25 protein-coding genes and 2 tRNA genes are annotated in these 21,947 nt (G+C 63.9%); 11 read left to right on the top strand and 16 right to left on the bottom strand.

All coding sequences use genetic code 11. The annotated features are described in order from the left end of the window. Positions 1 to 2: 2 nt before the first annotated feature. Positions 3 to 1,034, top strand: a complete 1,032-nt coding sequence (locus tag AB7245_RS27655; protein WP_439035104.1) for an LLM class flavin-dependent oxidoreductase — start codon at positions 3 to 5, stop codon at positions 1,032 to 1,034. Positions 1,035 to 1,155: 121 nt separating this feature from the next. Here AB7245_RS27655 and AB7245_RS27660 read toward each other — a convergent pair. Continuing rightward, positions 1,156 to 1,241, bottom strand: a tRNA-Tyr gene (locus AB7245_RS27660). 206 nt (positions 1,242 to 1,447) lie between these two features. On the opposite strand from AB7245_RS27660, the gene rlmB reads away from it, so the two are divergent. Then, complete coding sequence (gene rlmB, locus AB7245_RS27665; RefSeq protein ID WP_085405379.1) at positions 1,448 to 2,278, top strand: 23S rRNA (guanosine(2251)-2'-O)-methyltransferase RlmB; 831 nt, start codon at positions 1,448 to 1,450, stop codon at positions 2,276 to 2,278. Between the two features lie 125 nt (positions 2,279 to 2,403). Here the strand turns inward: rlmB and AB7245_RS27670 are convergent, their stop codons facing one another. Together AB7245_RS27670 and AB7245_RS27675 are read right to left on the bottom strand one after the other, a co-directional pair. Next, entirely contained in the window at positions 2,404 to 2,919 is a 516-nt protein-coding gene (locus tag AB7245_RS27670; RefSeq protein WP_063982537.1) for a hypothetical protein, read from the bottom strand. Positions 2,920 to 2,975: 56 nt separating this feature from the next. Beyond that, positions 2,976 to 3,461, bottom strand: coding sequence for a hypothetical protein (locus AB7245_RS27675; protein WP_071912719.1), 486 nt, complete (start codon positions 3,459 to 3,461; stop codon positions 2,976 to 2,978). A gap of 307 nt (positions 3,462 to 3,768) precedes the next feature. Here AB7245_RS27675 and AB7245_RS27680 point away from each other — a divergent pair, with 307 nt between their 5' ends. Both AB7245_RS27680 and AB7245_RS27685 read left to right on the top strand, forming a co-directional pair. Then, complete coding sequence (locus AB7245_RS27680; RefSeq protein WP_085405378.1) at positions 3,769 to 4,242, top strand: hypothetical protein; 474 nt, start codon at positions 3,769 to 3,771, stop codon at positions 4,240 to 4,242. Between the two features lie 122 nt (positions 4,243 to 4,364). Next, positions 4,365 to 5,069, top strand: a complete 705-nt coding sequence (locus AB7245_RS27685; protein ID WP_085405377.1) for a hypothetical protein — start codon at positions 4,365 to 4,367, stop codon at positions 5,067 to 5,069. A 99-nt stretch (positions 5,070 to 5,168) separates the two neighbouring features. Here the strand turns inward: AB7245_RS27685 and AB7245_RS27690 are convergent, their stop codons facing one another. Continuing rightward, positions 5,169 to 5,570: a hypothetical protein gene (locus AB7245_RS27690; RefSeq protein WP_085405376.1), complete on the bottom strand. Its 402-nt coding sequence runs from the start codon at positions 5,568 to 5,570 to the stop codon at positions 5,169 to 5,171. A 357-nt stretch (positions 5,571 to 5,927) separates the two neighbouring features. On the opposite strand from AB7245_RS27690, the gene AB7245_RS27695 reads away from it, so the two are divergent. Further along, positions 5,928 to 6,002: transfer RNA gene (locus tag AB7245_RS27695), tRNA-Thr, on the top strand. A 244-nt stretch (positions 6,003 to 6,246) separates the two neighbouring features. Here the strand turns inward: AB7245_RS27695 and AB7245_RS27700 are convergent. The 5 genes from AB7245_RS27700 to AB7245_RS27720 all read right to left on the bottom strand — a co-directional run bounded on the left by AB7245_RS27700 (position 6,247) and on the right by AB7245_RS27720 (position 10,971). Next, positions 6,247 to 6,876, bottom strand: coding sequence for a TerC family protein (locus tag AB7245_RS27700; protein WP_085405359.1), 630 nt, complete (start codon positions 6,874 to 6,876; stop codon positions 6,247 to 6,249). A 115-nt stretch (positions 6,877 to 6,991) separates the two neighbouring features. Beyond that, positions 6,992 to 7,363 carry a hypothetical protein gene (locus AB7245_RS27705; RefSeq protein WP_439035105.1) on the bottom strand — a complete coding sequence of 124 codons (372 nt, stop codon included), beginning with the start codon at positions 7,361 to 7,363 and terminating at the stop codon, positions 6,992 to 6,994. Between the two features lie 523 nt (positions 7,364 to 7,886). Then, positions 7,887 to 8,300 (bottom strand): GFA family protein, encoded by a 414-nt coding sequence (locus tag AB7245_RS27710; RefSeq protein ID WP_439035758.1) that lies wholly within the window; start codon positions 8,298 to 8,300, stop codon positions 7,887 to 7,889. Between the two features lie 20 nt (positions 8,301 to 8,320). Next, positions 8,321 to 10,153: an outer membrane protein assembly factor BamB family protein gene (locus tag AB7245_RS27715; protein ID WP_439035106.1), complete on the bottom strand. Its 1,833-nt coding sequence runs from the start codon at positions 10,151 to 10,153 to the stop codon at positions 8,321 to 8,323. Positions 10,154 to 10,257: 104 nt separating this feature from the next. Continuing rightward, on the bottom strand, positions 10,258 to 10,971 hold the full coding sequence (locus tag AB7245_RS27720; RefSeq protein ID WP_085405358.1) for a class I SAM-dependent methyltransferase: 714 nt from the start codon (positions 10,969 to 10,971) through the stop codon (positions 10,258 to 10,260). Between the two features lie 87 nt (positions 10,972 to 11,058). Between AB7245_RS27720 and AB7245_RS27725 the strand changes: the two genes are divergently transcribed. After that, a complete protein-coding gene (locus AB7245_RS27725; protein WP_245344275.1) occupies positions 11,059 to 11,820 on the top strand; it encodes a dienelactone hydrolase family protein in 762 nt (253 codons plus the stop codon). A 226-nt stretch (positions 11,821 to 12,046) separates the two neighbouring features. Here the strand turns inward: AB7245_RS27725 and AB7245_RS27730 are convergent, their stop codons facing one another. Then, positions 12,047 to 13,744 (bottom strand): methyl-accepting chemotaxis protein, encoded by a 1,698-nt coding sequence (locus AB7245_RS27730; protein WP_085405356.1) that lies wholly within the window; start codon positions 13,742 to 13,744, stop codon positions 12,047 to 12,049. A gap of 218 nt (positions 13,745 to 13,962) precedes the next feature. Here AB7245_RS27730 and AB7245_RS27735 point away from each other — a divergent pair, with 218 nt between their 5' ends. Continuing rightward, a complete protein-coding gene (locus AB7245_RS27735; RefSeq protein ID WP_439035107.1) occupies positions 13,963 to 14,181 on the top strand; it encodes a hypothetical protein in 219 nt (72 codons plus the stop codon). Between the two features lie 3 nt (positions 14,182 to 14,184). Here AB7245_RS27735 and AB7245_RS27740 read toward each other — a convergent pair whose 3' ends face one another. Then, positions 14,185 to 14,349: a hypothetical protein gene (locus tag AB7245_RS27740; RefSeq protein ID WP_014494368.1), complete on the bottom strand. Its 165-nt coding sequence runs from the start codon at positions 14,347 to 14,349 to the stop codon at positions 14,185 to 14,187. Positions 14,350 to 14,451: 102 nt separating this feature from the next. On the opposite strand from AB7245_RS27740, the gene AB7245_RS27745 reads away from it, so the two are divergent. After that, complete coding sequence (locus tag AB7245_RS27745) at positions 14,452 to 14,841, top strand: hypothetical protein (protein WP_063982526.1); 390 nt, start codon at positions 14,452 to 14,454, stop codon at positions 14,839 to 14,841. Positions 14,842 to 15,137: 296 nt separating this feature from the next. Then, positions 15,138 to 15,392 (top strand): hypothetical protein, encoded by a 255-nt coding sequence (locus AB7245_RS27750; RefSeq protein WP_014494365.1) that lies wholly within the window; start codon positions 15,138 to 15,140, stop codon positions 15,390 to 15,392. A 33-nt stretch (positions 15,393 to 15,425) separates the two neighbouring features. Here the strand turns inward: AB7245_RS27750 and AB7245_RS27755 are convergent, their stop codons facing one another. From AB7245_RS27755 to AB7245_RS27770, 4 genes are all read right to left on the bottom strand, one after another. Continuing rightward, positions 15,426 to 15,668 (bottom strand): DUF6719 family protein, encoded by a 243-nt coding sequence (locus AB7245_RS27755; protein WP_038935984.1) that lies wholly within the window; start codon positions 15,666 to 15,668, stop codon positions 15,426 to 15,428. Between the two features lie 251 nt (positions 15,669 to 15,919). Beyond that, complete coding sequence (locus tag AB7245_RS27760) at positions 15,920 to 16,630, bottom strand: outer membrane protein (RefSeq protein WP_085405565.1); 711 nt, start codon at positions 16,628 to 16,630, stop codon at positions 15,920 to 15,922. A 286-nt stretch (positions 16,631 to 16,916) separates the two neighbouring features. After that, positions 16,917 to 17,351, bottom strand: coding sequence for a hypothetical protein (locus tag AB7245_RS27765; RefSeq protein WP_187388016.1), 435 nt, complete (start codon positions 17,349 to 17,351; stop codon positions 16,917 to 16,919). Positions 17,352 to 17,563: 212 nt separating this feature from the next. Further along, complete coding sequence (locus tag AB7245_RS27770; RefSeq protein ID WP_085405355.1) at positions 17,564 to 17,932, bottom strand: His-rich protein BRANT; 369 nt, start codon at positions 17,930 to 17,932, stop codon at positions 17,564 to 17,566. A 251-nt stretch (positions 17,933 to 18,183) separates the two neighbouring features. Between AB7245_RS27770 and AB7245_RS27775 the strand changes: the two genes are divergently transcribed. Continuing rightward, positions 18,184 to 18,726 (top strand): tetratricopeptide repeat protein, encoded by a 543-nt coding sequence (locus AB7245_RS27775; protein WP_028150223.1) that lies wholly within the window; start codon positions 18,184 to 18,186, stop codon positions 18,724 to 18,726. A gap of 109 nt (positions 18,727 to 18,835) precedes the next feature. After that, positions 18,836 to 20,224 (top strand): serine hydrolase domain-containing protein, encoded by a 1,389-nt coding sequence (locus AB7245_RS27780; protein ID WP_085405354.1) that lies wholly within the window; start codon positions 18,836 to 18,838, stop codon positions 20,222 to 20,224. Here the strand turns inward: AB7245_RS27780 and AB7245_RS27785 are convergent. Further along, positions 20,211 to 21,779, bottom strand: a complete 1,569-nt coding sequence (locus AB7245_RS27785) for a S10 family peptidase (RefSeq protein WP_231142207.1) — start codon at positions 21,777 to 21,779, stop codon at positions 20,211 to 20,213. The genes AB7245_RS27780 and AB7245_RS27785 overlap by 14 nt on opposite strands. Positions 21,780 to 21,947: the final 168 nt, after the last annotated feature.

Below are 21,947 nucleotides of genomic sequence, written 5' to 3' on the forward strand. Positions count from 1 at the left end.
CGATGACCCCACCGCTTCAATTCGGACTGGATACCTTTGGCGACGTCACCAGGGACGCCACCGGCGCCATGCTTGCGCACGCGCAGGTGATCCGCAATGTCGTCGACGAAGCCGTGCTGGCCGACGAGCTCGGCCTCGACTTCATCGGCCTCGGCGAGCACCACCGTGCCGATTTCGCGATCTCCTCGCCCGAGACCGTGCTCGCCGCGATCGCGTCGCGCACCAGGCGCATCCATCTCGGCTCGGCCGTGACGGTGCTGAGCTCGGACGACCCCATTCGCGTGTTCCAGCGCTTTGCGACTCTGGATGCGCTCTCCAACGGACGTGCCGAGGTGATCCTCGGCCGCGGCTCCTTCACCGAGTCCTTTCCGCTGTTCGGCTTCGACCTGCGCGCTTACGAGGCGCTGTTCGAGGAGAAGCTCGACCTGTTCACGGCACTCTTGTCGCGGCAGCCGGTGACCTGGGAGGGCAAGCTGCGTCCGCCGCTGAAAGATCAACTGGTCTATCCGCCGGTCGAGAATGGCCGGCTTAAGACCTGGATCGGCGTCGGCGGCAGCCCGCAATCGGTGGTGCGCGCCGCGCATTACGACCTGCCCCTGATGCTCGCGATCATCGGCGGCGATCCCACGCGCTTTGCGCCTTACGTCGATCTCTATCACCGCGCCTTCAAGGAGTTCGGTCGCCCGGCACAGGCGATCGGCGTGCACTCGCCTGGCTACGTCGCCGAGACGGACGAACAGGCGCGCGAAGAGCTGTGGCCCGACTACAAGGCGATGCGCGACCGGATCGGCAAGGAGCGCGGCTGGCCGCCGATGGGCCGCGACGAGTTCGTCAATGAGGCCGAGCACGGCTCGCTCTATGTCGGCTCGCCGGAAACCGTCGCGCGCAAGATCGCCAAGACCGCAAAGGCGCTTGGCATTTCGCGCTTCCAGCTGAAATATTCGGCGGGGCCTTTGCCGCACGAGAAGCTGATGAAAAGCATCGAGCTTTACGGGCGGAAAGTGGTGCCGATCGTCAGGGAGATGATGGGGTGACTTACGCTCTGGGCCAGTCCGCCTGCGCCCTCCCGGCTACGGCGTGACAGCCTTCGCTAGCTTCGCGTGACGGTGATTTGGTCTGGCTTGCCCAGCCGTAGCTCGCGAAGCGAGCGAAGGCTGGTGGGGGAGGCAGGACTCGAACCTGCGAAGCCATGAGGCGGCTGATTTACAGTCAGCTCCCTTTGCCACTCGGGACACTCCCCCGCTCGACGGCAGCACAATCGGGCCGGACCTTGCCGGCGACCGAAGACGGCCATGGAACGTGAAGGCCGCGACAGCCCGGATGGGGGCGCGACCGGGCGCGTTTATGGGCGATGCGGTGGGGCAAAGTCAACCGAGGCGAACAGCTAAAATCGCCCCCGAAGCCACCCAAATTGCCATATTCCGGGACCCGTGACACAAGCGAGCCCATGAAGGATCGAAAATTCACCCCAAGGGGCCCCCGCGGCGGGGCTAAGCCCTTCAACAGGCCCGGAAAATCAGCCGGCCGGCCGGCCTGGCGCGACCGCGATTCGCAGTCCGACGGACCGGTCATCCTCTATGGCTGGCACACCGTGACCATGGCGCTGGCCAACCCTCAGCGGCAGATCCGCAAGCTGACGCTGACCGAGAACGCCGCAAAGCGGCTTGCGGACGAGAACATCGCGACCCGCGTCGCGCCCGAGATCGTCCGGCCCCAGGAGATCGACCGCCTGCTGTCGCCCGACGCCGTGCACCAGGGCCTGCTGGCCGAGGCCGACGCCCTGCCCTCGCCCGACATCGAGACCCTGGACCAGGAAGGCATGGTGCTGGTGCTCGACCAGATCACCGATCCGCACAATGTCGGCGCCATCCTGCGCTCCGCAGCGGCTTTCGCGGTGAAGGCGATCGTCACCACGGCACGGCACAGCCCCGAGGCAACCGGCGTGCTGGCCAAGGCCGCCTCCGGTGCTCTCGAGCTGGTGCCAATGGTGACCGTGCAGAACCTCGCCCGAGCGCTGACCGCGCTGAACGAGCGCGGCTTCCAGACCGTTGGGCTGGACAGCGAAGGCAGCGAGGACCTCTCGAACGTCACGCTGCGCGAGCCGCTCGCGCTGGTGCTTGGTGCCGAAGGCAAGGGCCTGCGGCAACTGACCCGCGAGACATGCAGCGTCGTGGCGCGGCTCGACATGCCCGGCGAGATCAAGAGCCTCAACGTCTCCAACGCCGCCGTGCTCTCGCTCTATGTCGGCGCGAGCCGTCTCGGGCTGATGAAGCGGTAGAGCGTTTTCGAGCGAATTGGATACCGCTTCGCGTCAAGAAAACGCGTCAAACTAAGAATCCAAACAACAAAACGCCCATCCGCATCGCGCGGACGGGCGCTTCGTCAACTCAACCAATCAAACGATCAGTAATAGCGGCGCAGCACGCGGTGGCCGCCGTAATACGGCGCGCGGTGGGCGTAGCCGTAGCGCGGACCGTAGCCGTAGTGCGTGCGCGGCAGATAGCCGTAGCGCGGGCCATAGCCGTAGCGATACGGACGGTAGTACGGGCGCTGATAGGGATAGGCGGCGGCGGCACGATAGCCATAGCCGTTGCCGTAGCCATAACCACGGCCGTAGCCGTAGTTGGCGGGCGCGACGACTGCGTCCTCACGATAGGTCGGGTACGGCGCGAATGCGCCCGGTCCGGTGTAGGTCGGCCCCTGGTTGACGTAGTAATACTGCGTGGCTGGCTCGGCGAGGTGCTCAAAGCCCCATCCGCCATAACCCGGGCCATAGCCCCAGCTACCGCAACCCGTGTTGCAGCCGCTATAGACCGGCGCAACCGGTGCGCACGTGCTGAAGCCGCAAGCCGCGGCGGGCGCGGTGGCGACGAACATCACGGCAGCCGCCGCAACCAGTCCCGAAATCATCTGACGCATTACTCTCTCCTGTTGATTTTCGTATCTTGGATTTTTTCTTGAATTTTTGACGTTTCTTAAGTTGGCGGCCTTCCGGGCGCCTGTGCATGCGGCCGCGGCCGAGGACGCCGCGGACGGTCGTTGATCTCAGGCGCAAAGATCACCGGCGGCGGATTGACGGGCACGTCCATCTGCGGCGGCAGCGGCGCCGATTGCACACCCCAGCTCTGGTGATAGCTCTCGGCGGGCCTGGGCAATTTGCGGTTGGCGGGCGGCTCGACCTCGAGCCGGCCGTAGCCCGGCCGCAAGCCCATGGTCGGATAATAATGGCCGACGTCCTCGGGCTGCCGCTCGGCGATGTAGCGCCCGCCATAGATGGTCGGCTGCACCTGGACGTTCTTGCCGAGGCCCCAGACCCCCTCGACCACGCTGTAGGACGCGTCGATGTTGTCGATGATGATGGGCACGCCCGGGCGGCCGGGAACGACGATATCGAAGCCGCCGCCGGCAAACGCCGTCGCGGGCAATCCGATCAGAAAGGCGGCGAGCGCGAGAGCGCGCATGGAAGGATCCCGGTTTATCCGACGCTCAACCTATCCGATCGCCACGCGGAGAAGGTTAAGGCCCGCTCACCAATTTCCGGTAAGCCTAACGTGCAAGGGTCGATAGCGGCTCAAATGCCGCAAGCTGCGCTAGCGAAGCGTTAACGGGACACAAACCCGCCGCACATGCTGGATCGCACGAGGTTGCGTGGCACAAACTGTACATCCTCGGCGGGCTCACGTCGATGTGACCCCACATGCGAGAAGCCGCGGAACGACTGCCGGATGGCGCGCTTAGCACAGGTCTCAACAACATGGAGCAAATGCCATGACGAGCCTGAAGCTTCTTGGCTTGGCCGCGATCGTCGCGTCCACGCTGGCAACACCGGCCTTCGCGCAAACGACAGTCGACAATTCGGGCCGCTGCACGGGGCTCTTCCAGGATCCCAATTGCCAGAATCTCACCCCCGGCAATCCCACCACCGATCGCGCCTATCGGCGCCGGCACATGGCCCGCGGCCAAGTGAATCCGGATGACGGAACTCGATCGGGCTTCTGGCCGGTCGACACCGCAGGCGCCGTTGCTGGCGCCGCCGTCGGCACCGCGGCAGCCGTTGCATCCGCGCCGTTCCGCGGCTGGGACAATTCCTACGCCTATGACAATTCCGGTGGATATGCCGGCGGCCGTAGCGAAATGGGCTGGTACGGCAATTGGGATACCTATGCGGCCCGCAACGGCATCGTTTGCCGGCCCGGGACCTGGTACAAGGGAGCGGACGGCCTCCAGCACATCTGCCAGTAACACCGCACAAGTCGGGTGAAGAGGATCAGGCGGCCCTACGGGCCGCCTGTTTCATGGCGGCGAAACGCACCTCTGGAAGCATGGAATGCCGAAAAGTTCACTTCGCGGATATGAGGTGACACATGAAACGACTACCCGGCACCGCCGGCATCGTCCTAGCCTCCGCAACACTGCTCGCCCTGACCGGCGCCGCGCACGCGGTCGATCACGGCAAGGCCGCCAGTGACTACGGTTTTGCGAACGCCTCCCTCGAACTCTATTGTAAGGGTATCCTGACCGTGGCCGATGCGAAGGAGAAAGCCAAGCTCGACCGGATGTACCGAAACAATTCACGCTGGAAAAAGGACTACGCCGAGGGTTACGACTACATCGCCAATCGTGAGCGGCGCGACATGTCCAGTCTCTGGTCGATCTGTGTCGATGCAGCCTCACGACAAAAGTGGTTAAGGATCGCCCCGGAGGTACGGGTCATCCTGCAAGACTACGCCGACGGAAAACTTAAAGAAAACGAAGCGCAGGAACAATTGAACCAGAAGAATGCGACCTTGTTGGCCGTTCCTGCGACCGAAGAAGCATCCGACGTGGAAAGCACCAAGATCAGTCTGGCAATCAGGATCGCGTTGTACGAATCGGTCTGCGAGATCAAGCTGTCCCCGGCTGTCGAGCAGGCCAAGGAGCTATTGCTGAAAAACGTCGGCAAGAAAATAGTGATGATAGGCAGCGCCGCTATCATCGGGTCGTGGAACGGCGACAAGGCTGCGATGGCCAAGTGGTGCGCTGGCGCTCCCAAGACGCTGCGCATGATCGAAGAGGGTATGAAGCCATGAAGTTTGCCCTCACCCTCCGTCACCATTCTCGCTCTGCCCTGCAATGCGCAGGCACAAAAAAGGTCGCTAGTGCTTTAGCGCGGCGCGTTCGCTATCATCTTAGCGACCCTTTCCCTTCATGATCTCGTCTATCATCATGAGCGTATCTTTATACGCTTGATCCATCACCGGGCGGCAAGTGCCCTCGAATTGATCACGCAACACTTTGATGTTGTCGCACTTGCGCGACATCTCGTTTGTCATCTTGTCGTTGGCGACCGTAGCCAAGGCTCCAACCGCTTCTTTGGAAACGCCAGCCTGCGCACCTATGCGAATGCTGCGACCGTGCAACACGCCTGCTGCAGTCTTGAGTTTGCCGAGCAAAGGGTCGCTTGGGTCTTTTTGCTCACGACAGACCGCATCAATAGTCGCGTAATTCGCGCAGTTGATTGCATCGTCAAGAGGCGCCGCGTGAGCGTCGGCGGCCGCGAGTGCAGCGGCGACGGCGAGAAAGCGTTTCATGTCTCGTCCTCACTCCAAAGGGACGTGTTTGGTTCCGAGACCGCGCAAGGCTTCGACAGCTTTGGAGCACCATTCGTTTTGTCAGCTTTAGTCTTCCAAGAATCGGTTGACGGTTGCGTCGACGATCATCCGTTCTTTTGGTCTGACATCCCTCGCCCGTACCTCCAACGGGGGCAGTCTGGTTTCCGGCTCTACACATTTTCTGCCAGGCGGCGGTGCGGAGAAGAGCGCAAGCCAGTCAGACTAGACCTACACCCCGACTGCGGCTATATCGACGCAAACGCTGCCCGACCGTGCACCCCAACGTGCCGACTGGACAAGTTTCTTCTCGTTAACTGCTTATAATTGTTTGGTTTTGCCGGCTTAGCTCAGCGGTAGAGCAGCGGTTTTGTAAACCGAAGGTCGGGGGTTCAATCCCCTCAGCCGGCACCAGCGCTTAGCTTGTTTTATTTCGATGTCCCTCAACCGGGCGCGGCGTTGTATCCTTAGTTGTTTTCATTCCCGGGGCTGGCTTTGCTCTAACCTAATTTTTTTGACCGGCGTCGACAGACTTTGGACAGGGCCGCCCCACAAAGGCGGCCCTTTCTTCTGCGGGCTTCACACCCCATCTGCAGCCTATGCGTACCGCGTTCGAATTCTGCCTGACGACCTAGGATACCTAGGGTGAAACAGCATCTCATATCGACGCAACGTTGATGACATCCAACGTCCCGCGAAAGATCATGTCACCCGCCACATAAAGGATGACGGCGAGACCGACGTAAGCAATCCATCGATAAGTTTGCAGAAGGCGCGCAATGAAAGAAGCGGCCACGCCCATCATCGCGATGGAAAGCCCCAGGCCGAAAATCAAGATCATCGGATGCTCGCGTGCTGCCCCTGCCACGGCCAGAACGTTGTCGAGAGACATGGAAACGTCGGCCACGACAATCTGCCAACTCGCTTGAGCGAGTGTTTTGCGAGCTTTGCTGCCTGCAATTGCTCCAGCGGCGTCCATCGCACCTGTTGGCTCTGTGGAGGATGTGCGCAACTCTCGCCACATTTTCCAGCATACCCACAACAACAGGATCCCGCCGGCGAGCAAGAGGCCGACGATCTGGAGGATTTGCGTCGCCAACCCGGCGAGTAAGACGCGCAGTATCGTCGCGGCAACAATACCGATCAAAATCGCCTTGCCTCGTTGCGCCTCAGGAAGTCCGGCTGAAGCAAGACCGATGACGATGGCGTTATCGCCAGCAAGCACCAGGTCGATCAGAACGATCTGCAAGAATACGCTAAGGACATCTGTATCGAAATAATCAGGCACGGGTCATGTCCCCGCCGCGGGGGAATGGGCAGCTGCAAGCGAGATCGCATACGTCTATCGGATCGGTTGACCGATACCTGCCACCAAGAAACGGGGGTCCTAACGCCGCCGGTTATCAGGGGCTAGCGCTATCGCCTAGAGCCGCGTCCGAATGTAGTCTGACCGGTTGCTCGAAAAGAACTGCCACTTGATCTGGTTCGCCAAGAATCGCGGCGGCACAACCCAACATGGTCAATGCCCCGGCAACATCCCATAGCGTTACATTTTCTAATGTCGCATTTCCCGACTTTGCCCAAGCCAAGACCGCAGTGATCATCGCGTCTGAGAAAAATAGAATACTGAGCGCTGGCAAGACGAGCTGGGAATCCAGCAGGAGTATCATCAAGAATGCAGGAGCTGCGACCAGTATGCTCAACACCGCGCATGTGCAAAATGCTTGCCGCCAAGAAGCATTCCTGTTTGTCCAACTTGCACGAGAAAGGATCATTTGATCCTCCTGCATAGGAGCATTTTTTAGCGCCACTCACCTGCTGAACTACTCTGGTCTAGCTGATCGTTTTCCGACGTCTCCCCATCAATGTTTTGTCCTATGCCGCTGACTCTCAATTAACGTAAGAATGCCAGCGGTCACCACGGCAATAACGACGACGGCTGCCAGCGCCTCGACAGAGGCCAAGGTCCCGTACCACTTGTTCCAAAGCTCAATCACGTGCTGGCTTCTCGCGAGAGTGCACCCACGATCGACAAGATCTGCTCTCCAAGAAGAACGAACTGGGCGATCAAAAAAGCAATGCTACTCATCGTCGCGCGGTTTTTCACCGCGCGGCAAGGTGACTTATGTGGCAAGTCTAAGCTGACCTTCATTGCTGAACCGGAACTAAGAACCTAGCGTTCCCACAGCGAACGGGAACGCGCACCACATGCCCAGCGCTGTGGTCAAGCTTCGTAGATCCCCTTGAAGGTCGGGGGTTCAATCCCCTCAGCCGGCAACAGCGCTTGAGGCGGAAACCTCAGCTTGCATTCTTCGGCGCACTGCTTTGCTGAAAGTGCTCCGCACCGTTGATTTCGACCCAGCCATGTTTCGACTGCTCGAAAACCGATCTTAGCGGAGCCGGGAAATTCGGGTCCGCCGTCGCGCCGACGGCGACGCCGATCATCCCTGGCAGATTGTCCGCCTTCCAATAGACCGTCGAACCGCAATGGGTGCAAAAATAGCTGCGGACCTTGCCGCCGCTCGCGGCCTTGCGAACGTATTCGCTTGGGGTCCCCGAGCTCGTGACGGCCTCAGCCGCGTAGAAGGCACCGACGCCGAAGGGCGCACCGGTTCGGCGCTGGCAGTCCATGCAGTGACAAGCAACGACCGCGCGGGATGGCCCCGCGAGCGACAATGCAACGGCGCCACAACTGCATCGGGCATCGATCATCGCGCCTCCGAACGTCGCGCTCACTCCGTCCCCACCTCGAACGCCAGCAGCACGTTGCCGGCGACGCCGCTCCATTGGCCGTAGCCGGAATTGGTGTAGAGCATGCCGCCGGCGATGACCGGTCCGGGACCGTCGATCGCGCCGCCATGGGCGGGGACGCCGTTGACGGCCTTGTAATCCTGCGCGGTATCGAACTCCCAGAGCAGCTTGCCGTCGCTGGCATAGGCCCGCAGGAAGCCGCTGACGCCGCCGGAGAACACGACGCCGGGGATCAGGCTCACCGCCGCCGAAAGCGCGGGGCTGCATTGGAGACGATCGCCACAGGCGACAGGAGGCACCTCCATCACGACTGTCCCGCTGGCGAGATCGAGGCCGAACAGGCCGCCGCCTTGCGTGGAGTCGAGACGTCTGGTGCCGTCACGCAGGAAACGCACGTCGGAGTTAGCGACATAGATGCGATCCTGATCGGCGGCCGAGCCCCATTCGCTGCCGCCAAGCGCACCGCCCTTCCCGATCCGCGTCTGCCACAGGATCTTGCCGCCGTCGTCGGGATCGAGCCCGTGCACGACGCCGGATTTCTGTGCGATGGCAAGAACGCGCCTGCCGTCGCGCATGGTTACCAGGATCGGCGACTGGCCGAAATCGTGGTCGGGTCCGTGATCCTCGGGACAATTGGTCTTGTCCACGCCGTAGCATGCCACGACATAAGCGTCCTTCGGCGTGGCCTGCTGGCTCCAGAGCAGCTTTCCCGTCGCAAGATCGAAGGCGAGAATCGCGTCACTCGTCGCGGATGGCGGATTCGAATAGGAATTGCTGGTCGCGACATAGATCGCGCCGCGCTTCACATCGATCGTCGGCGCCGACCAGATCGCGGCACCGGACGGGCCGAACAGCTGCACGCCCTTCGCGTTCTTGTCGGTCGGATGCGGCACTTCGGGGATCGTATAGGCTTGCCAGACCGGCTTGCCGGTCGCGGCCTCCAGCGCCACCACGCTGCCGCGGAAGGTGCAGCATTCGTAAGAGGCTTGCGAGCCGGCGGCCTCCTCAAGCGAGGACACCGGCACGTAGAGAACGCCGGAATGCAGCACCGGCGCGCCGGTAATGCGCGCGGCCGGATGCTCCTCGACCTTCGTCTTCCAGATCAGCGCCCCCGTCAGCGCGTTCACGGCATAGGCGTTGGCACGCAAATCGCCGAAGAAGATCGCGAACTGATCGGAGCCGGGAAGCGGCGCGACCGTGATCGCGGCGCGCACCGCCGCATCGATCGCGAACGTCCACAGCGTGCAGCCGGTTCGCGCGTCGAGCGCATGTACCTTGCGGTCGGTGCCGCCGATGAACAGCAGGCCGCCCATGATCGTCGGCGGCGCAAAGGACACCGAGGCGCCGGGAAACGCGTAGGCCCATTTCAGCCGCAGGCGCGGCACCTGCGCCGCGGTCAGCCCCGCCATGTCGGCCGGCTGGAAGCGGCTGTTGTTGAGATCGACGCCCCACCCGTTCCAGCGTGGACCGTCGAGCGGTTGCGGAAAGCCGCTGATCTGCTGCGTGCAGCGGCCCTGCGCGTCGGATGCGCTGTTGATTGCGGCCTTGCCGGTGACGAAAGCAGCAATCGCGCGACGCTCGTCGTCGCTACGCTCCTTCGCCATCGCGGCCATGCTGCCGGAGGTCAGCGTCCCCAGCACGTGATCGAACGACATCGCCTGCATGGCGCCGCGCGCGGGCGCGCGGTTCTGGGCATCGCCGGCATCGTGACATTGCGCGCAGTGGGTGGCGTAGAGCGCGGCGCCGTCCTGCTGCGCCAGTGCCGGCGTGGAGCACCAGATCAACAGAGCCGCTACGGCAAAACTCGGCCTCATGGCGTTCTCCGGCATCGTCGACACGCGACCCAAAGATCGCGTCACACAACCTGAAGTGTATCGCCAGTGCGGTCACGGACGCAATGGAGTTCCGCCTGCGTCCGTCACATCGCTGTGGCCGTGCGGATACGATCGGGCAGTTCATCCAGACGCCATAGGGCAAGGCTCTTGTCGCGCCAGCCGCCGCCGCCCTCCTCGCAACGCTCGTTGATCAGCGCGCGCGGCGCGGGCCAGTTGAATGGTGCCTTCTCCATGTTCAGCGCGCGCCAATCGCCATCCGCGCAATCGCGATTTGCATCCCATTCGGGAAATGTCGTGACCAGCAGGAAGCCCGCGCCGCTCTGGGCAAAGCGGGCAACGGCGCGGGCGATGTTGTCGAAGCTCAAATGAACCAGGCAGTCCCGGCACAGGATGACATCCGCGCGCGGCAGCGCGTCGCGCGTGACGTCGGCAACGAGAAACCGGCCAGACCAATCGCCGCCGGCCACACGCCGGCGATTGGTCTCGATCAGCGACGGCACGATGTCGATGCCGGTGTAGTCGAGGTCGAGCTTGATGCGGCCGATCCAGCCGGCATCGCCGCAGGGCGCATCGAGCAGCGAGCTCGCGCCGAGCCGTTGCAGCAGGGGAGGAAGCTCCTCCCGGATCGCAGCGGTCGCCGGGTCCTCCGAGCCGAGGCCCGAGACGGATGTGGCCGCGCCCCACAGGTTGGTCTGCTCGATCCGCTCGAACCGCGCGGCGAGATCGAGGCCGTCAAAGTTCTCGCGGTCCGCAACGAAGCGCTCATGGGCGAGCACGGGTGGACGATTGGTGATCATCGGGCGGGACTCGCGTCAAGATTCCGTCGCAAGCACACTATACAGCCGACGCGTCGCCTCCGAAATCTCCCTGGCGCGAGTTCGCTGATGATTACCCGACGAACGGCCATGACCGGCATCGCCGCGCTGCTGACGTCTATCCCTGCACACGGTGCACCAGGCGAACAGTTCAGCGTCACCTCCGGCAATGACAGCCTGCCCGTATCGCGTTACGCGGCGACGGTGGCCGGGAAGCGCCCTGCCGTGATCGTGCTGCACGGGTCCCGCGGCATCGAGCTTAGGCTCCGCGCCTACGAGCGATATGCCGATGCGCTGTCCGCCAAGGGCATCGACGTCTATTTTCTCCGCTATATGACACCGGCCGATACGGCCGCGCTGACGCCGAAGTCCAGCACGCATGAGAGCCGCGATGCCTATGACACGACGCGGTTCGACGATTGGGCCAACACGGTCTCCGCCACCGTGACGGCCATCCTGGGCCGGTCCGACAGTTCCGGGCGCATCGTCCTGCTCGGCTTCTCGCTGGGCGGCTACGTCGCCGCCGACACCGCCGCGCGGGACACGCGTATCACCGCGCTCGCGGTGCTCTATGGCGGCATGCCCGACGCTATGGCCGCCAAGGTCAAGCACCTGCCGCCCCTGATCGCATTGCATGGCGAGGCGGACAGGAACGTGCCGGTCGCGAAGGGACGGCAACTGGTCGAGCTCGGCAAGTCGGTCGGCGCCGAGGCCGAATTCGTGCCCTATCCAGGCAAAGCCCACGGCTTTGATTTCTCCGACACCGACCCGATGACATCCGATGCGATCGATCGCGTCACACGGTTCTTCCAGCCAAGGCTCGCCGCCTGATCGAGGCGGGTCACGAAGATGGCTCCTGACCGCAGATTGGACCGAAGTTCAACATGAGGTAGCATGCAGGCCGCATGCGCTCGACTACCAGCAAAGAGAAGGCCAAAATCGTTGCCGGCGCCGTGACGGCCGTCGTCATGACGGCCATGCTGTTGGTGTTCGCGCTCGGCCTCTTGCTTCCGCATTAGGCGCGGTGAGCGCGGCGGACGAGTGCCGCCGCACACACTTACGCCGCGCGCACGGTCCGCAAGAATTTTCCGACTTCGTCCTTCAGCCGGTTGCTGTCGGTCGCCAGCATCTTGGCGGTCGAAAGCACCTGCGAGGACGCCGAGCCGGTCTCGGCCGCGCCGCGCTGCACGTCGGTGATGTTGGTGGAGACCTGCTGGGTGCCGTGAGCGGCCTGCTGTACGTTGCGCGAGATCTCCTGGGTCGCGGCGCCCTGCTCCTCGACGGCCGCGGCAATGGTGGACGACACCTCCGACAGCCGCTCGATCGTCGCGGAGATGTCGCGGATCGCGTTGACGGATTCCTGGGTCGCGGTCTGGATGCCGGAAATCTGCTGGCTGATCTCGCCGGTCGCCTTCGCGGTCTGCTCGGCCAGCGTCTTCACCTCGGAGGCGACGACCGCGAAGCCGCGGCCAGCCTCGCCGGCACGTGCCGCCTCGATCGTGGCGTTCAGCGCGAGCAGGTTGGTCTGGCCGGCAATGGTGTTGATCAGCTCGACGACATCGCCGATCCGCGTCGCCGCGATCGAGAGCTCGCTGACCCGCTCGGTCGTGGTGCGCGCCTGGGTGACGGCCTCGCCCGCCATCCGCGCGGATTCCTGCACCTGCCGGCTGATCTCGTTGACCGAGGACGACAGCTCCTCCGTGGCGGTCGCGACCGACTGCACGTTGCCGGTGGCTTCACCCGAAGCGACCGCGACCACCGAGGTCAGCTCCTGCGCGCGCTGCGCGGTGGTGGCTAGCGTCGAGGACGACGCTTCGAGCTCGGTGGACGCCGAGCCCACCGTCTCGATGATCTCGCCGACCGCGCGTTCGAAGCCGTCGGCCAGGTTGACCATGTCACGGCGGCGCTGCTCGGCAGCCTGCTTCTCGATCTCGAGCTGCGCAGCCTTGAGACGTTCGACCTCGAGCGCGTTGGTCTTGAAGACTTCGACGGTCCTGGCCATGTCGCCGATCTCGTCGCTCCGGTCCTTCTCGGGCACCTCGGTCTTGAGATCGTTGCGGGCGAGACCCTCCATGGCGAGCTTGAGCCGGGCGATCGGCCGGGACATCGCATTGAGGCCGATGAACAGCGCGATCGCGATGCCGACGATCAGGCCGCCGGCGCTGACTCCGATCACGGTCCAGGTCGCGGACCTGGCGTCGCGGTTGATGGCTTCCTTGCGGTTGCTGACCGCCTGTGCGGACTCGGTCACGAACTGGACGATGCGTGCGAGCGCCGCGTCCAGCACCGGATCGCACTCCTTGTGCGCACGTTCGGCGGCCTTGGCATTCTCCTCCACGCTGCTTGCCTGCGCGCCGGCCTGAAGTACCGGATCGCAGCTGGCGAACGCGGCCTTCAGCTGGTCCCCGATGCTCTTGACCTGGCTGGCGCGCGACGGGTCGTCCTGCACGGCCGCATCGAGGTACTGGCCGATTTCGCTGCGGTTCTGGTTGGCGATCTTGAGACGGCCAGCGTTGCCCGCCTCCGTCGCTTCGGTGAAGACCGCATAGAGCGCGGCATGATAGGTCTCGGCGCGGCGCTGGGCCCGCGTCAGGTTGAGCGCCGAGGATTGCGCGGCGGAGAGTTCGGCAAATCCGTCGACGGTCGCCGAAAGTTCGCGCGCCGCGAAGCCGGCGACGGCAAGCATCGCGCATCCCATCACCGCCACGATCAGCGCGACCTTCCACACGATTTTCAGATTGTTCAGAAAGCTCATAACAGCCGCCCCAATGCTTCTGCCGACGCATAATCCCAGCAACGGGCATTGGAACCGGCGGACGTTAAGATTTGATGCCAAATCCCCCGAGTAGTCTTACGGAAAAATAACTATTCGGGGGGTCGGCGTAAGCCTCGTGTAAGCTTCTGCCTGTTTTGGGGGCGTGATCCGGACATGACCGGCCGGAACCGGTCGCCGGCGTCAGCCGTTGTCGGCCCATGCGGATCAAGGAAGAAAACCGAAACATGTTTCTGCTGGCGACAGTGACGCTGTGCTGTGTCGCGGTGGCCGGCACCGTTGCGCTGTTCGAACTGGCACCAGGGCCGGCTCCGGCAACGCAGGTCGCCGAACGCGCGGCGATCGACGTTACGGCGCCGACAGCGGTCCGGGTGGTGGGCGCGCCGTTCGAGCCCAACATCAACCCGCGCGAGCGATAGCGCTCACGTCGGCGATGCCTCTGTGCCCGCCTCGGGCCGGCCTTGAGCCCGCGCCAATTCCTCCACGAACGCGATCACCTCCGCCCGCTTGTCGGGCGGCAGCGACAAGAACGCACGGACCAGCCTCAGGCCCTGCGCTTCGTCCGACTGGTCGGATTTGACGTCCATTCCCCACTGTCGGGCGGTCGGGAAAAATATGCAATCCCCAGCCGGACACCTCCTTGATTCGGCCGGCTAGCTTTGCTGGAATAGCTCCAACAGAGGTGGACCATGAAGTGGATCAGCGAGCGCGACGCACTGATCGCGCAGACAATGGCCTTCGTCCAATCGGTAACCGGCAAGAAGGGTGACTTCCATCCGCCGGAGAGACCGACGGCTGCACCGGACGTGCCGGTGGGGACCGTCACCGTCGAGACCGTGGCGGTCGAGACATTGGCGGTCGAGATCAAGCCGCCGCCAGTCCCGCTCGCCCCGCCCGTCATGATCCCGCCAGCACGGACAAGCGGCGATTTCCGTTCCGAGATGCAGGCCCGCATCGCCAATTTCCGCAAGCATCAGGAGCGATTCGAGCGTGAGCGGGAGGAGTATTGCGCGGCGACCCTGACCAGGCTCCGCGCGGCCATTCGCGACCCCTCCCTCCGTCCGCCAGCCGAAAACTAAGGCCGACGGTCGATCAGACACCTACAGCCAGGACCAAACCAACCAGAGATTGGCCGCACAGGCGCTGAGCAATCCCAGCGTCAGTGGCAGCAGCATGTGCCCGCAGCAGGTCTTGAGGTCGGTCGTCATGGCCGAAAACATCCGCTGATTCCGGCAAATGAGTCCCAGGGATTCTTTTTTTTGGGATTCAGGACTCGTTAAAGACTCAGGGTCCACGGCTCCGATCACGCCCCCGTAATCGTCCCGGAACCCCCTGCCCCATGAAGCCGTTAACGCGCTTTCCGGGAGCGGGAAGAATGCCCTACGCCCTGTTCTGCAACGACGCCCAAATCAGCAAGGCCTATCCCAGCGAGGCCGACGTCTGGCAGCTCGCGCAGCAAAGCGGCCTCGTCGTGGATGTCAGCACCGACGACCAGCGCCACGGGCCGCGCCGGGTCCTGGACAATGATTACGAGATCAAGCCCTGCCGGGCCGCCCAGGGCGAGGACCCCGCCAGGAACAAGGCCGAGGCCGAACAGCAGTCGAGGATGGAGCTTGCGCTGAATTCCTGAGGTTAGACCCAGGGTATCTCAGGATGGGATCTCTCAGGGGGTCGCGGTCGCCAGCGAGGCCTGCTCGCCCGCCAGCACCACGCAGGCCTTGCGACGGTGCAGCCCGCGGATCGCGCCCGTTACCTTCAGCACCTTACCGGATGGGCAGGAAGCGTCCTTGACGAAGGCCACCTCATAGGGTGCCAGCATCAGAGGCTCGGATTTGAGGATTGTCTGTGCAGCGCACGGCAGGGAGATGAAGCACGAGAGCACTACTGCCGACACAAAGATACGCATGTCCGTCGTCCCACCAGCCCGGTAATTCTCATATAACGCCTTCCGGAGCGCGAGTTCCGTAGGCGGCAAAAATTATTTTTGCTTTACGCCAGTCCCATGACGCGCGTGAGAACGCGCGCCCCAGACCATTTGCTTGCAAATGACGCGCCAGATGGTTCACGCAAAGCAAACAACAGGCAGGCAAACAAGGGCCTGGCAAACGAAAGGCCGGCGTGAGCCGGCCCTTGTCAGGTCGTGGTCGCTGTTGAGCGTCAGTAGCGCGAGGCTGCCGGCCCGCCCCAGCCGAAGCGGTAGTTCACACCGACCTTGACGGTATGCTCGTCCTCCCGGCCCCGGACGCCGACGACGTCGGCCGGACCGGAGGTGAAGGTCGTGCTGCCAAAGTTGTAATACTGATACTCGGCCTTGGCCGACCAGCTCGGTGCGAACATGTATTCGAGGCCGGCACCGACAGTATAGCCGTCCTTGTTGTTGCCAGTGGCGGTGAAGGGCTGCGCCACGCCGGCGACATTGACGCCGAGGCCGCCATTACGCCAGGCGTAACCGCCCTTGGCATAGACCAGCGCCGGTCCCCAGGTGTAGCCGATGCGGCCGGTCACCGACCCGAGCTGGTCGGTGTTGGACGTCACCTGTGTCCCCAGCGGGAACGTGACACCGTTGTTGTTGGTCGGCAGCCAGGAATATTGGGCCTCGATGCCCACCACCCAATTGGGCGCGAACTGGTAGTCGAAGCCGCCCTGCACGCCGCCCAGGAAACGGGCGTCGCTCGACTGGAAGCTGCTGTCACCGGCGAACGCGCCGCCGACATGGCCGCCGATGTAGAAACCGGTCCAGTTGTAGATCACCTGCGGCGGCGTATAGGCGGGCGCCTTGGTATAGGTGCGCGGCTGCATGTCGGCCGCAGCGGCCGGTGCGACCAGCGCCAGCAGAGCGGCTGCTGCGCCCAGCAAAATCGTCTTCATGATCATCCCCGTTCTTTCAAATTCGACACTCAGGAAACAACGTGGCGTGAATTAGGTTGCTTCGCGGCGATGCCGGAACGTTGATCGTCTGTAACTGTGACGGAGTGGCAACAACGCGATTTGTTCCGTCACACCTGCTTGCACCGACTGTTTTCGTCGTCTGCGCAAGGCGGGCTGTAACGATCTGTCGCAAGGCAAACCAGCCCCGTTCAAAGCTCGCCAAATTGTGATCCAGCGGCTCCGGCGGCCTCTGTCCTAGCACCTGCCGATGAAGGCCGGCTTTGCGCTACCGCGCCATCTTTTCCAGTTCCGGAAAGGGTGCGTAAACCGCACCGGCGCAGAGCTCGCCGGCGCGATCGACGATGCGGTCGCCCCGCCCGTTGACGAAGACGGCGGCCCGTTCGCGCATGCCCTTGTAGCTGCCGTCGGTCTCGCGTGGCGTGAAGTGCAGGCAGGCGACGTAGAACTGCCGTCCGCCGATCTCGCGCAGCACCGGATCGGCCATGGTGGCCTCGCGCACACCGACGGGATTGTTGAGGTAAGCGCGCATCAAGGCCAGCGTGTCACTGCGAAAATTGTCGGGAAACGGCTGCGGCCCTCCCGCCTGGGTCCCCTCCATCAGGGATGGACGATCACCGTCGCTGCCGAAACATGCCGCGAGCGCCAGCGGCAAGACCAGAACCAACGCCAAGATCACCGCACGCTTCGCCAACCGCCCCACAGGCCACGCTCTCCGCTCGATCAGACTCGGAGGATGTTCTAGCCCCAAGGTTGCACGAAGGGAATTCGGTCCTGCTCGTATGCTGCGCAAATAACGCACCGCCCCGCCGCTGGCGCCTGCGCTTTCGCGCTGACGCCGAGACGACGGGCCGGGCCTGAATTCCGCACGCGGCGGCGGGCAATGCCAGGGATGCCGCCGCGCCGGATCAGTCGTTAGCTGCGCTTGTCGATGGCCGCCGGCTTGGTCACGTCAGGCTGCGCCTTCAGCGACTTCTTGGCCGACAGATGCTTGTGGTGGTGACGATGCGTGCGCACGGCCTTGTGCTCATCGGGCGTGACCGCGGCATTGGCGTTCATCGCCTTCGACTTGGTATCCACCTTGGCGTCCGCCTTGACGTCGGCGGCCTTCGTGTCGGCCTTGACGCCGGCCTCGGGTTTCACGGCGGTGGTCGACACCTTGGTCTGGCTCTGGTCCGCCTTGATCACCGGCGCGGTCGTGGTGGTCTTGCCGGCTTCAGCGGCGAAGGCCGGGGCTGCGATTACGGAAGCGGCGAGCAAGGCTGCGGAAATGGTCTTCAACATGGTTGGTCTCCTCTTGGAAGGATCTTGAGGCGGCGCCCTCTCGCCTACTCTTCGATCGTGGGTGGGAGCCTAGGCGGCGCGCGCTGAACCCAGTCTGAAGTCCCTTGCAGGCTTCTGTTCATCTCGATGACAAGTTTGTCATCTGCGGAGGGGCGAATAGATCGTGCGAAGCGGGAATGTTTTTGCCCTCTGGGTGTTCCGGTCTTTGGGCAATCGTGTAGGATCGCCACGTTCCATACGGGAGAAGATAGATGCGCAAACTTTCCATGCTTCTGGTACCGGGGCTTGTCTCGATGGCGTTGGCCGCCGGACCGATGCTGACCAGCGCCTACGCCGCGGGCAGCGACGAGCCCTCGCCGCCGCCGAAGTCGGACAGCTCGGCCAAGAAGGGGAAGAAGAAGAGCTCCTCCATCAGCGATCCCAAATTCCTCGCGGCCTATCGCACCGCCTACACCACGATCTACGACGGTCACGACTACACGAGCGCGATCGGTCAGCTGAAGTCGCTCGAGCGCGACGACGTCGCCGACGTCGCCAATTTGATCGGCTACTCCTATCGCAAGCTCGGCGACTACCAGTCGTCCAAGGTCTATTACGAGATCGCGCTGAAGGACGATCCGAACCACGTCCGCACCTGGCAGTATTACGGCCTCTGGCAGCTCGAGCAGGGCAACCGCGAACAGGCGCAGTACCACCTGAACAAGATCGCCTCGCTCGCCGGCACCGACAGCTCCGAGTATCGCTCGCTCGCCGCGGCGCTCGACAAGCCGACCGGCGCGACGCTCGTCTACTGAGACATCGCATCCTCGAACGAAACGAACGGGCACAACCTCGGGGTTGTGCCCGTTCCGCTTTCTCGGTTAGCCTCTCGCATCAAGTGCTCCCCTCGCAAATTGGTGCGCAATGGATACGTGGCTGCGATCCGCGATCGACTACATCGGCTCCTGGATCGAATTCCAACAGACGGCATTCCAGCAGCCCGGCGTCATCATCGCATTTGCCCATCGCGGCGAAATCGTCGCCGAGCACGCCTTTGGTCTTGCCAATCTCGACACTGGCGAGAAGCTCACCCCGCGCCACCGCTGCCGTATCGCCTCGCATTCGAAGAGCTTTACCTCCGCCGGCATCATGAAGCTGCGCGACCAGCGCAAGCTCCGGCTCGACGACACGGTCGGCCAACATGTCGGCGGCCTGCATCCGCGCGTCGCCGAGACGACGATTGCGCAGGTGCTCTCGCACAGCGCGGGGCTGACGCGCGATGGCGCCGATTCCGGACAGTTCATCGACAACCGTCCCTATCTCAACGCCAGGGAGTTGCTCGCGGAATTGAAGCTGCCGACCGCGATCGAGCCGGGGACGCGCTTCAAATACTCCAACCACGGCTTTGGCCTGCTCGGCCTCGTCATCGAAGCCGTGTCGAAGGAGCCCTACTCCGCCTGGATCAAGCGCGAGATCATCGAGCCCGCAGGCCTGCGCGAGACTGAGCCGGATGCGCCGCTTCCCAAGGGCGCATCGTTCGCGCGCGGCCACACGCGAAAAGTGCCCTTGGGCGAGCGTTGCGTGATCCCCGGCGACAATCCGACGCACGCGATGGCGTCCGCTACGGGCTTCGCCGCCACCGCCGGCGATACGGCCCGCTTCTTCGCGCAGCTTGCGCCCAACGCCAGGAAGAGCGTGCTCTCAGTCGCAAGCCGCCGCGAAATGACCCGGCATCACTGGCGCATCCCGCAGAGTTTCGAGGCCTATTACGGCCTTGGCATCAACGCCGGCAAAACCGACGGCTGGGACTGGTTCGGCCATGGCGGCCATTTTCAGGGTTACATCTCCCGGACCTGCTCCATCCCCGCTTGCGAGCTCGCGATCAGCATCCTCAGCAACTCCATCGACGGCGCGGCGCCGTTCTGGATGGACGGCGCGATGCAGATCCTGCGCGTGTTCAGGACTCGCGGCGCCCCCGACCGCCGCGTCCGCGACTGGAACGGCCGCTGGTGGACGATCTGGGGCGCAACCGACCTCGTCCCCGCGGGCAACCGCGTGCTGGTCGCCAATCCGCAGTTCATCAATCCGTTCATGGATGCCGCCGAGATCGAGGTCACCGGCCGCGACACCGGCAAGCTCGCCTGGGCTGCCGGGTACTCCAGCCACGGCGAGCCGGTGCGCCGCGTCCGTGACGCGCGCGGCAAGGTCAGCGACATCTGGATCGCCGGCGCCAATATCAAGCCGGAGCGTGTCGTGGCGCGCGAGATCGCGCGGAGATATCCGCCGCGCAAGCGGCGGCCTACTCTCGGATAAGAGCCTCGACCTCGCTCCGAAACGCCTGCCGCGAGCCGTCGCGCGAATAGAACATGTGGCCACCGGGATAGACGACGAACTTGACCCGCTGCGTGGCGAACGCCGGAAGCTGGTCGAGCACCCGCTTCGATCCGAAATAGGGCGTGGCGAGATCGAACAGGCCGTGCGCGACCAGCACGTTCAGCTTTCCGTCGGTGGCGAGGATCTGGCGCAGCTCCGACACCGACTGGGGCGGGTTGATGCCGCGGCCGAAATCCCAATTGCCCTCGACGGCGCCGTTGAGGACTTCATAGGAGCCATCCGGCCGCCAGTTGAGCTTGCGCGTGAGAACATCGACCGCCGCACTCGTCAGCGGCGCCTGGAGCGCATCGCCCGAGGGATCGCCGAACCGGGAGCTGCTCGAATCCGGATAGGGATCGAAGCCTCGCACCGAGGCGTCGTAGCGCCCTGTCACCTTGCCGTTCTTGCGGTCGAACTCGCGGCGGAATTCACCGACGTCGAAACGGCCGGCGAGCCGGCGGCTCACGGCCTGGTCGATCCCGGTGAGCTCGGCAACCTTGTCGGCAAGGCGATTGGTGGCCTCCTTGTCCGCCTCGCCCTTGACGAGGTCGGCCAGGAACTCGCCCCGCGCGTAAGCCTCGACGTCGGCGAGATCGGCGCGCTTGACCGGCCCCTTGGCTTCGCGCGCCACCGCGACATAGCTCGGCAGCGTCGCGACATATTGCAGGAGGCTGGTGCCGGTGAACTCGCGGAAGTCCAGGAGCGGCGACACCAGGATCAATCCCCTGACGCCGACGCCATGCTGGAGCTGCAACTGGCGCACGACCTTCGGCCCGCGAATGCCGCCATAGCTTTCGCCGCCGACATATTTCGGCGAGGTCAGCCGGTCGTGCTTCTCCAGCCAGCGGCGGATCACGAGCGCGATCGAATTGACGTCGCCGTCGACTGAGTAGAAGGACTTGCGCGCGTCCTCGCCGCTGGCAACGAAACGGCTGTAGCCGGTGCTGACGGGATCGATGAAGACGAGATCGGTGAAGTCGAGCCACGTCTCCGCGTTCGGCTTCACATCGGGTGAGGCGGACGGCGACAGGGCTTCGCCATCGAGCGGCAGCCGCCACGGACCCGCAGCGCCGAACTGGAGCCATGCCGAGGACGCGCCGGGACCGCCGTTGAACAGGAACGTCACGGGGCGCGTCGCGCGGTCGGCACCATCGAGCTCATAGGACGTATAGGCGATGTCGGCGAGCGGCTCACCCTTGCCGTCGAACACGCGGATCGAGCCGGCAGTCGCGGTGAAGTCGAGAGCACGGCCCGGCAGATCGAGCGTCTGCTTCGTGGTCGAATCCGACGGAAGACGATGCAGCTCGGCGGCGGACGATGAACCCTGTGACGCACCTGGCGCGTTGCCGCCGCGCCCACCCTTCTGTCCCGCTGGGGCCGTCGTCTCGGCGCGCGGCTGCGGCGGATCGTCCGCGCGGGCAAATCCCGCGAGCGCGAAAGTCGACACCGCCAGTACCAGGGTCGCGCGGCGGAGCGCCGGCAAACGCATGACCATGATCGTTCTCCTTGTCCGGCTGCGAGAGCCGGCGAGCATCGCAAGGCTAGCGAGAAATTGCGACGGTTTGGGGGATGGCCGGCCCGGCGGCGCCTGAAGAAGCCGGGCGAGCACAAATCGACCCGGATTTGCCCTGAATCGGGATGGACGCTGTTTGCCTTGAACAGC

This window comes from Bradyrhizobium sp. 604_D8_N2_3, from assembly GCF_051810765.1.
Lineage (GTDB): Bacteria > Pseudomonadota > Alphaproteobacteria > Rhizobiales > Xanthobacteraceae > Bradyrhizobium > Bradyrhizobium barranii.

Excerpts from the sequence above, each read along its gene's own strand:
- AB7245_RS27730 (WP_085405356.1), bottom strand. The coding sequence starts at position 13,744 with ATGAGCTTTCTGAACAATCTGAAAATCGTGTGGAAGGTCGCGCTGATC.
- AB7245_RS27750 (WP_014494365.1), top strand. The coding sequence starts at position 15,138 with ATGCCCTACGCCCTGTTCTGCAACGACGCCCAAATCAGCAAGGCCTAT.
- AB7245_RS27775 (WP_028150223.1), top strand. The coding sequence starts at position 18,184 with ATGCGCAAACTTTCCATGCTTCTGGTACCGGGGCTTGTCTCGATGGCG.
- AB7245_RS27675 (WP_071912719.1), bottom strand. The coding sequence starts at position 3,461 with ATGCGCGCTCTCGCGCTCGCCGCCTTTCTGATCGGATTGCCCGCGACG.
- AB7245_RS27740 (WP_014494368.1), bottom strand. The coding sequence starts at position 14,349 with ATGGACGTCAAATCCGACCAGTCGGACGAAGCGCAGGGCCTGAGGCTG.
- AB7245_RS27725 (WP_245344275.1), top strand. The coding sequence starts at position 11,059 with ATGATTACCCGACGAACGGCCATGACCGGCATCGCCGCGCTGCTGACG.
- rlmB (WP_085405379.1), top strand. The coding sequence starts at position 1,448 with ATGAAGGATCGAAAATTCACCCCAAGGGGCCCCCGCGGCGGGGCTAAG.
- AB7245_RS27680 (WP_085405378.1), top strand. The coding sequence starts at position 3,769 with ATGACGAGCCTGAAGCTTCTTGGCTTGGCCGCGATCGTCGCGTCCACG.
- AB7245_RS27735 (WP_439035107.1), top strand. The coding sequence starts at position 13,963 with ATGCGGATCAAGGAAGAAAACCGAAACATGTTTCTGCTGGCGACAGTG.
- AB7245_RS27760 (WP_085405565.1), bottom strand. The coding sequence starts at position 16,630 with ATGAAGACGATTTTGCTGGGCGCAGCAGCCGCTCTGCTGGCGCTGGTC.
- AB7245_RS27710 (WP_439035758.1), bottom strand. The coding sequence starts at position 8,300 with ATGATCGATGCCCGATGCAGTTGTGGCGCCGTTGCATTGTCGCTCGCG.
- AB7245_RS27705 (WP_439035105.1), bottom strand. The coding sequence starts at position 7,363 with ATGATCCTTTCTCGTGCAAGTTGGACAAACAGGAATGCTTCTTGGCGG.
- AB7245_RS27785 (WP_231142207.1), bottom strand. The coding sequence starts at position 21,779 with ATGGTCATGCGTTTGCCGGCGCTCCGCCGCGCGACCCTGGTACTGGCG.
- AB7245_RS27770 (WP_085405355.1), bottom strand. The coding sequence starts at position 17,932 with ATGTTGAAGACCATTTCCGCAGCCTTGCTCGCCGCTTCCGTAATCGCA.
- AB7245_RS27685 (WP_085405377.1), top strand. The coding sequence starts at position 4,365 with ATGAAACGACTACCCGGCACCGCCGGCATCGTCCTAGCCTCCGCAACA.
- AB7245_RS27670 (WP_063982537.1), bottom strand. The coding sequence starts at position 2,919 with ATGCGTCAGATGATTTCGGGACTGGTTGCGGCGGCTGCCGTGATGTTC.
- AB7245_RS27690 (WP_085405376.1), bottom strand. The coding sequence starts at position 5,570 with ATGAAACGCTTTCTCGCCGTCGCCGCTGCACTCGCGGCCGCCGACGCT.
- AB7245_RS27720 (WP_085405358.1), bottom strand. The coding sequence starts at position 10,971 with ATGATCACCAATCGTCCACCCGTGCTCGCCCATGAGCGCTTCGTTGCG.
- AB7245_RS27655 (WP_439035104.1), top strand. The coding sequence starts at position 3 with ATGACCCCACCGCTTCAATTCGGACTGGATACCTTTGGCGACGTCACC.
- AB7245_RS27755 (WP_038935984.1), bottom strand. The coding sequence starts at position 15,668 with ATGCGTATCTTTGTGTCGGCAGTAGTGCTCTCGTGCTTCATCTCCCTG.
- AB7245_RS27745 (WP_063982526.1), top strand. The coding sequence starts at position 14,452 with ATGAAGTGGATCAGCGAGCGCGACGCACTGATCGCGCAGACAATGGCC.
- AB7245_RS27780 (WP_085405354.1), top strand. The coding sequence starts at position 18,836 with ATGGATACGTGGCTGCGATCCGCGATCGACTACATCGGCTCCTGGATC.
- AB7245_RS27715 (WP_439035106.1), bottom strand. The coding sequence starts at position 10,153 with ATGAGGCCGAGTTTTGCCGTAGCGGCTCTGTTGATCTGGTGCTCCACG.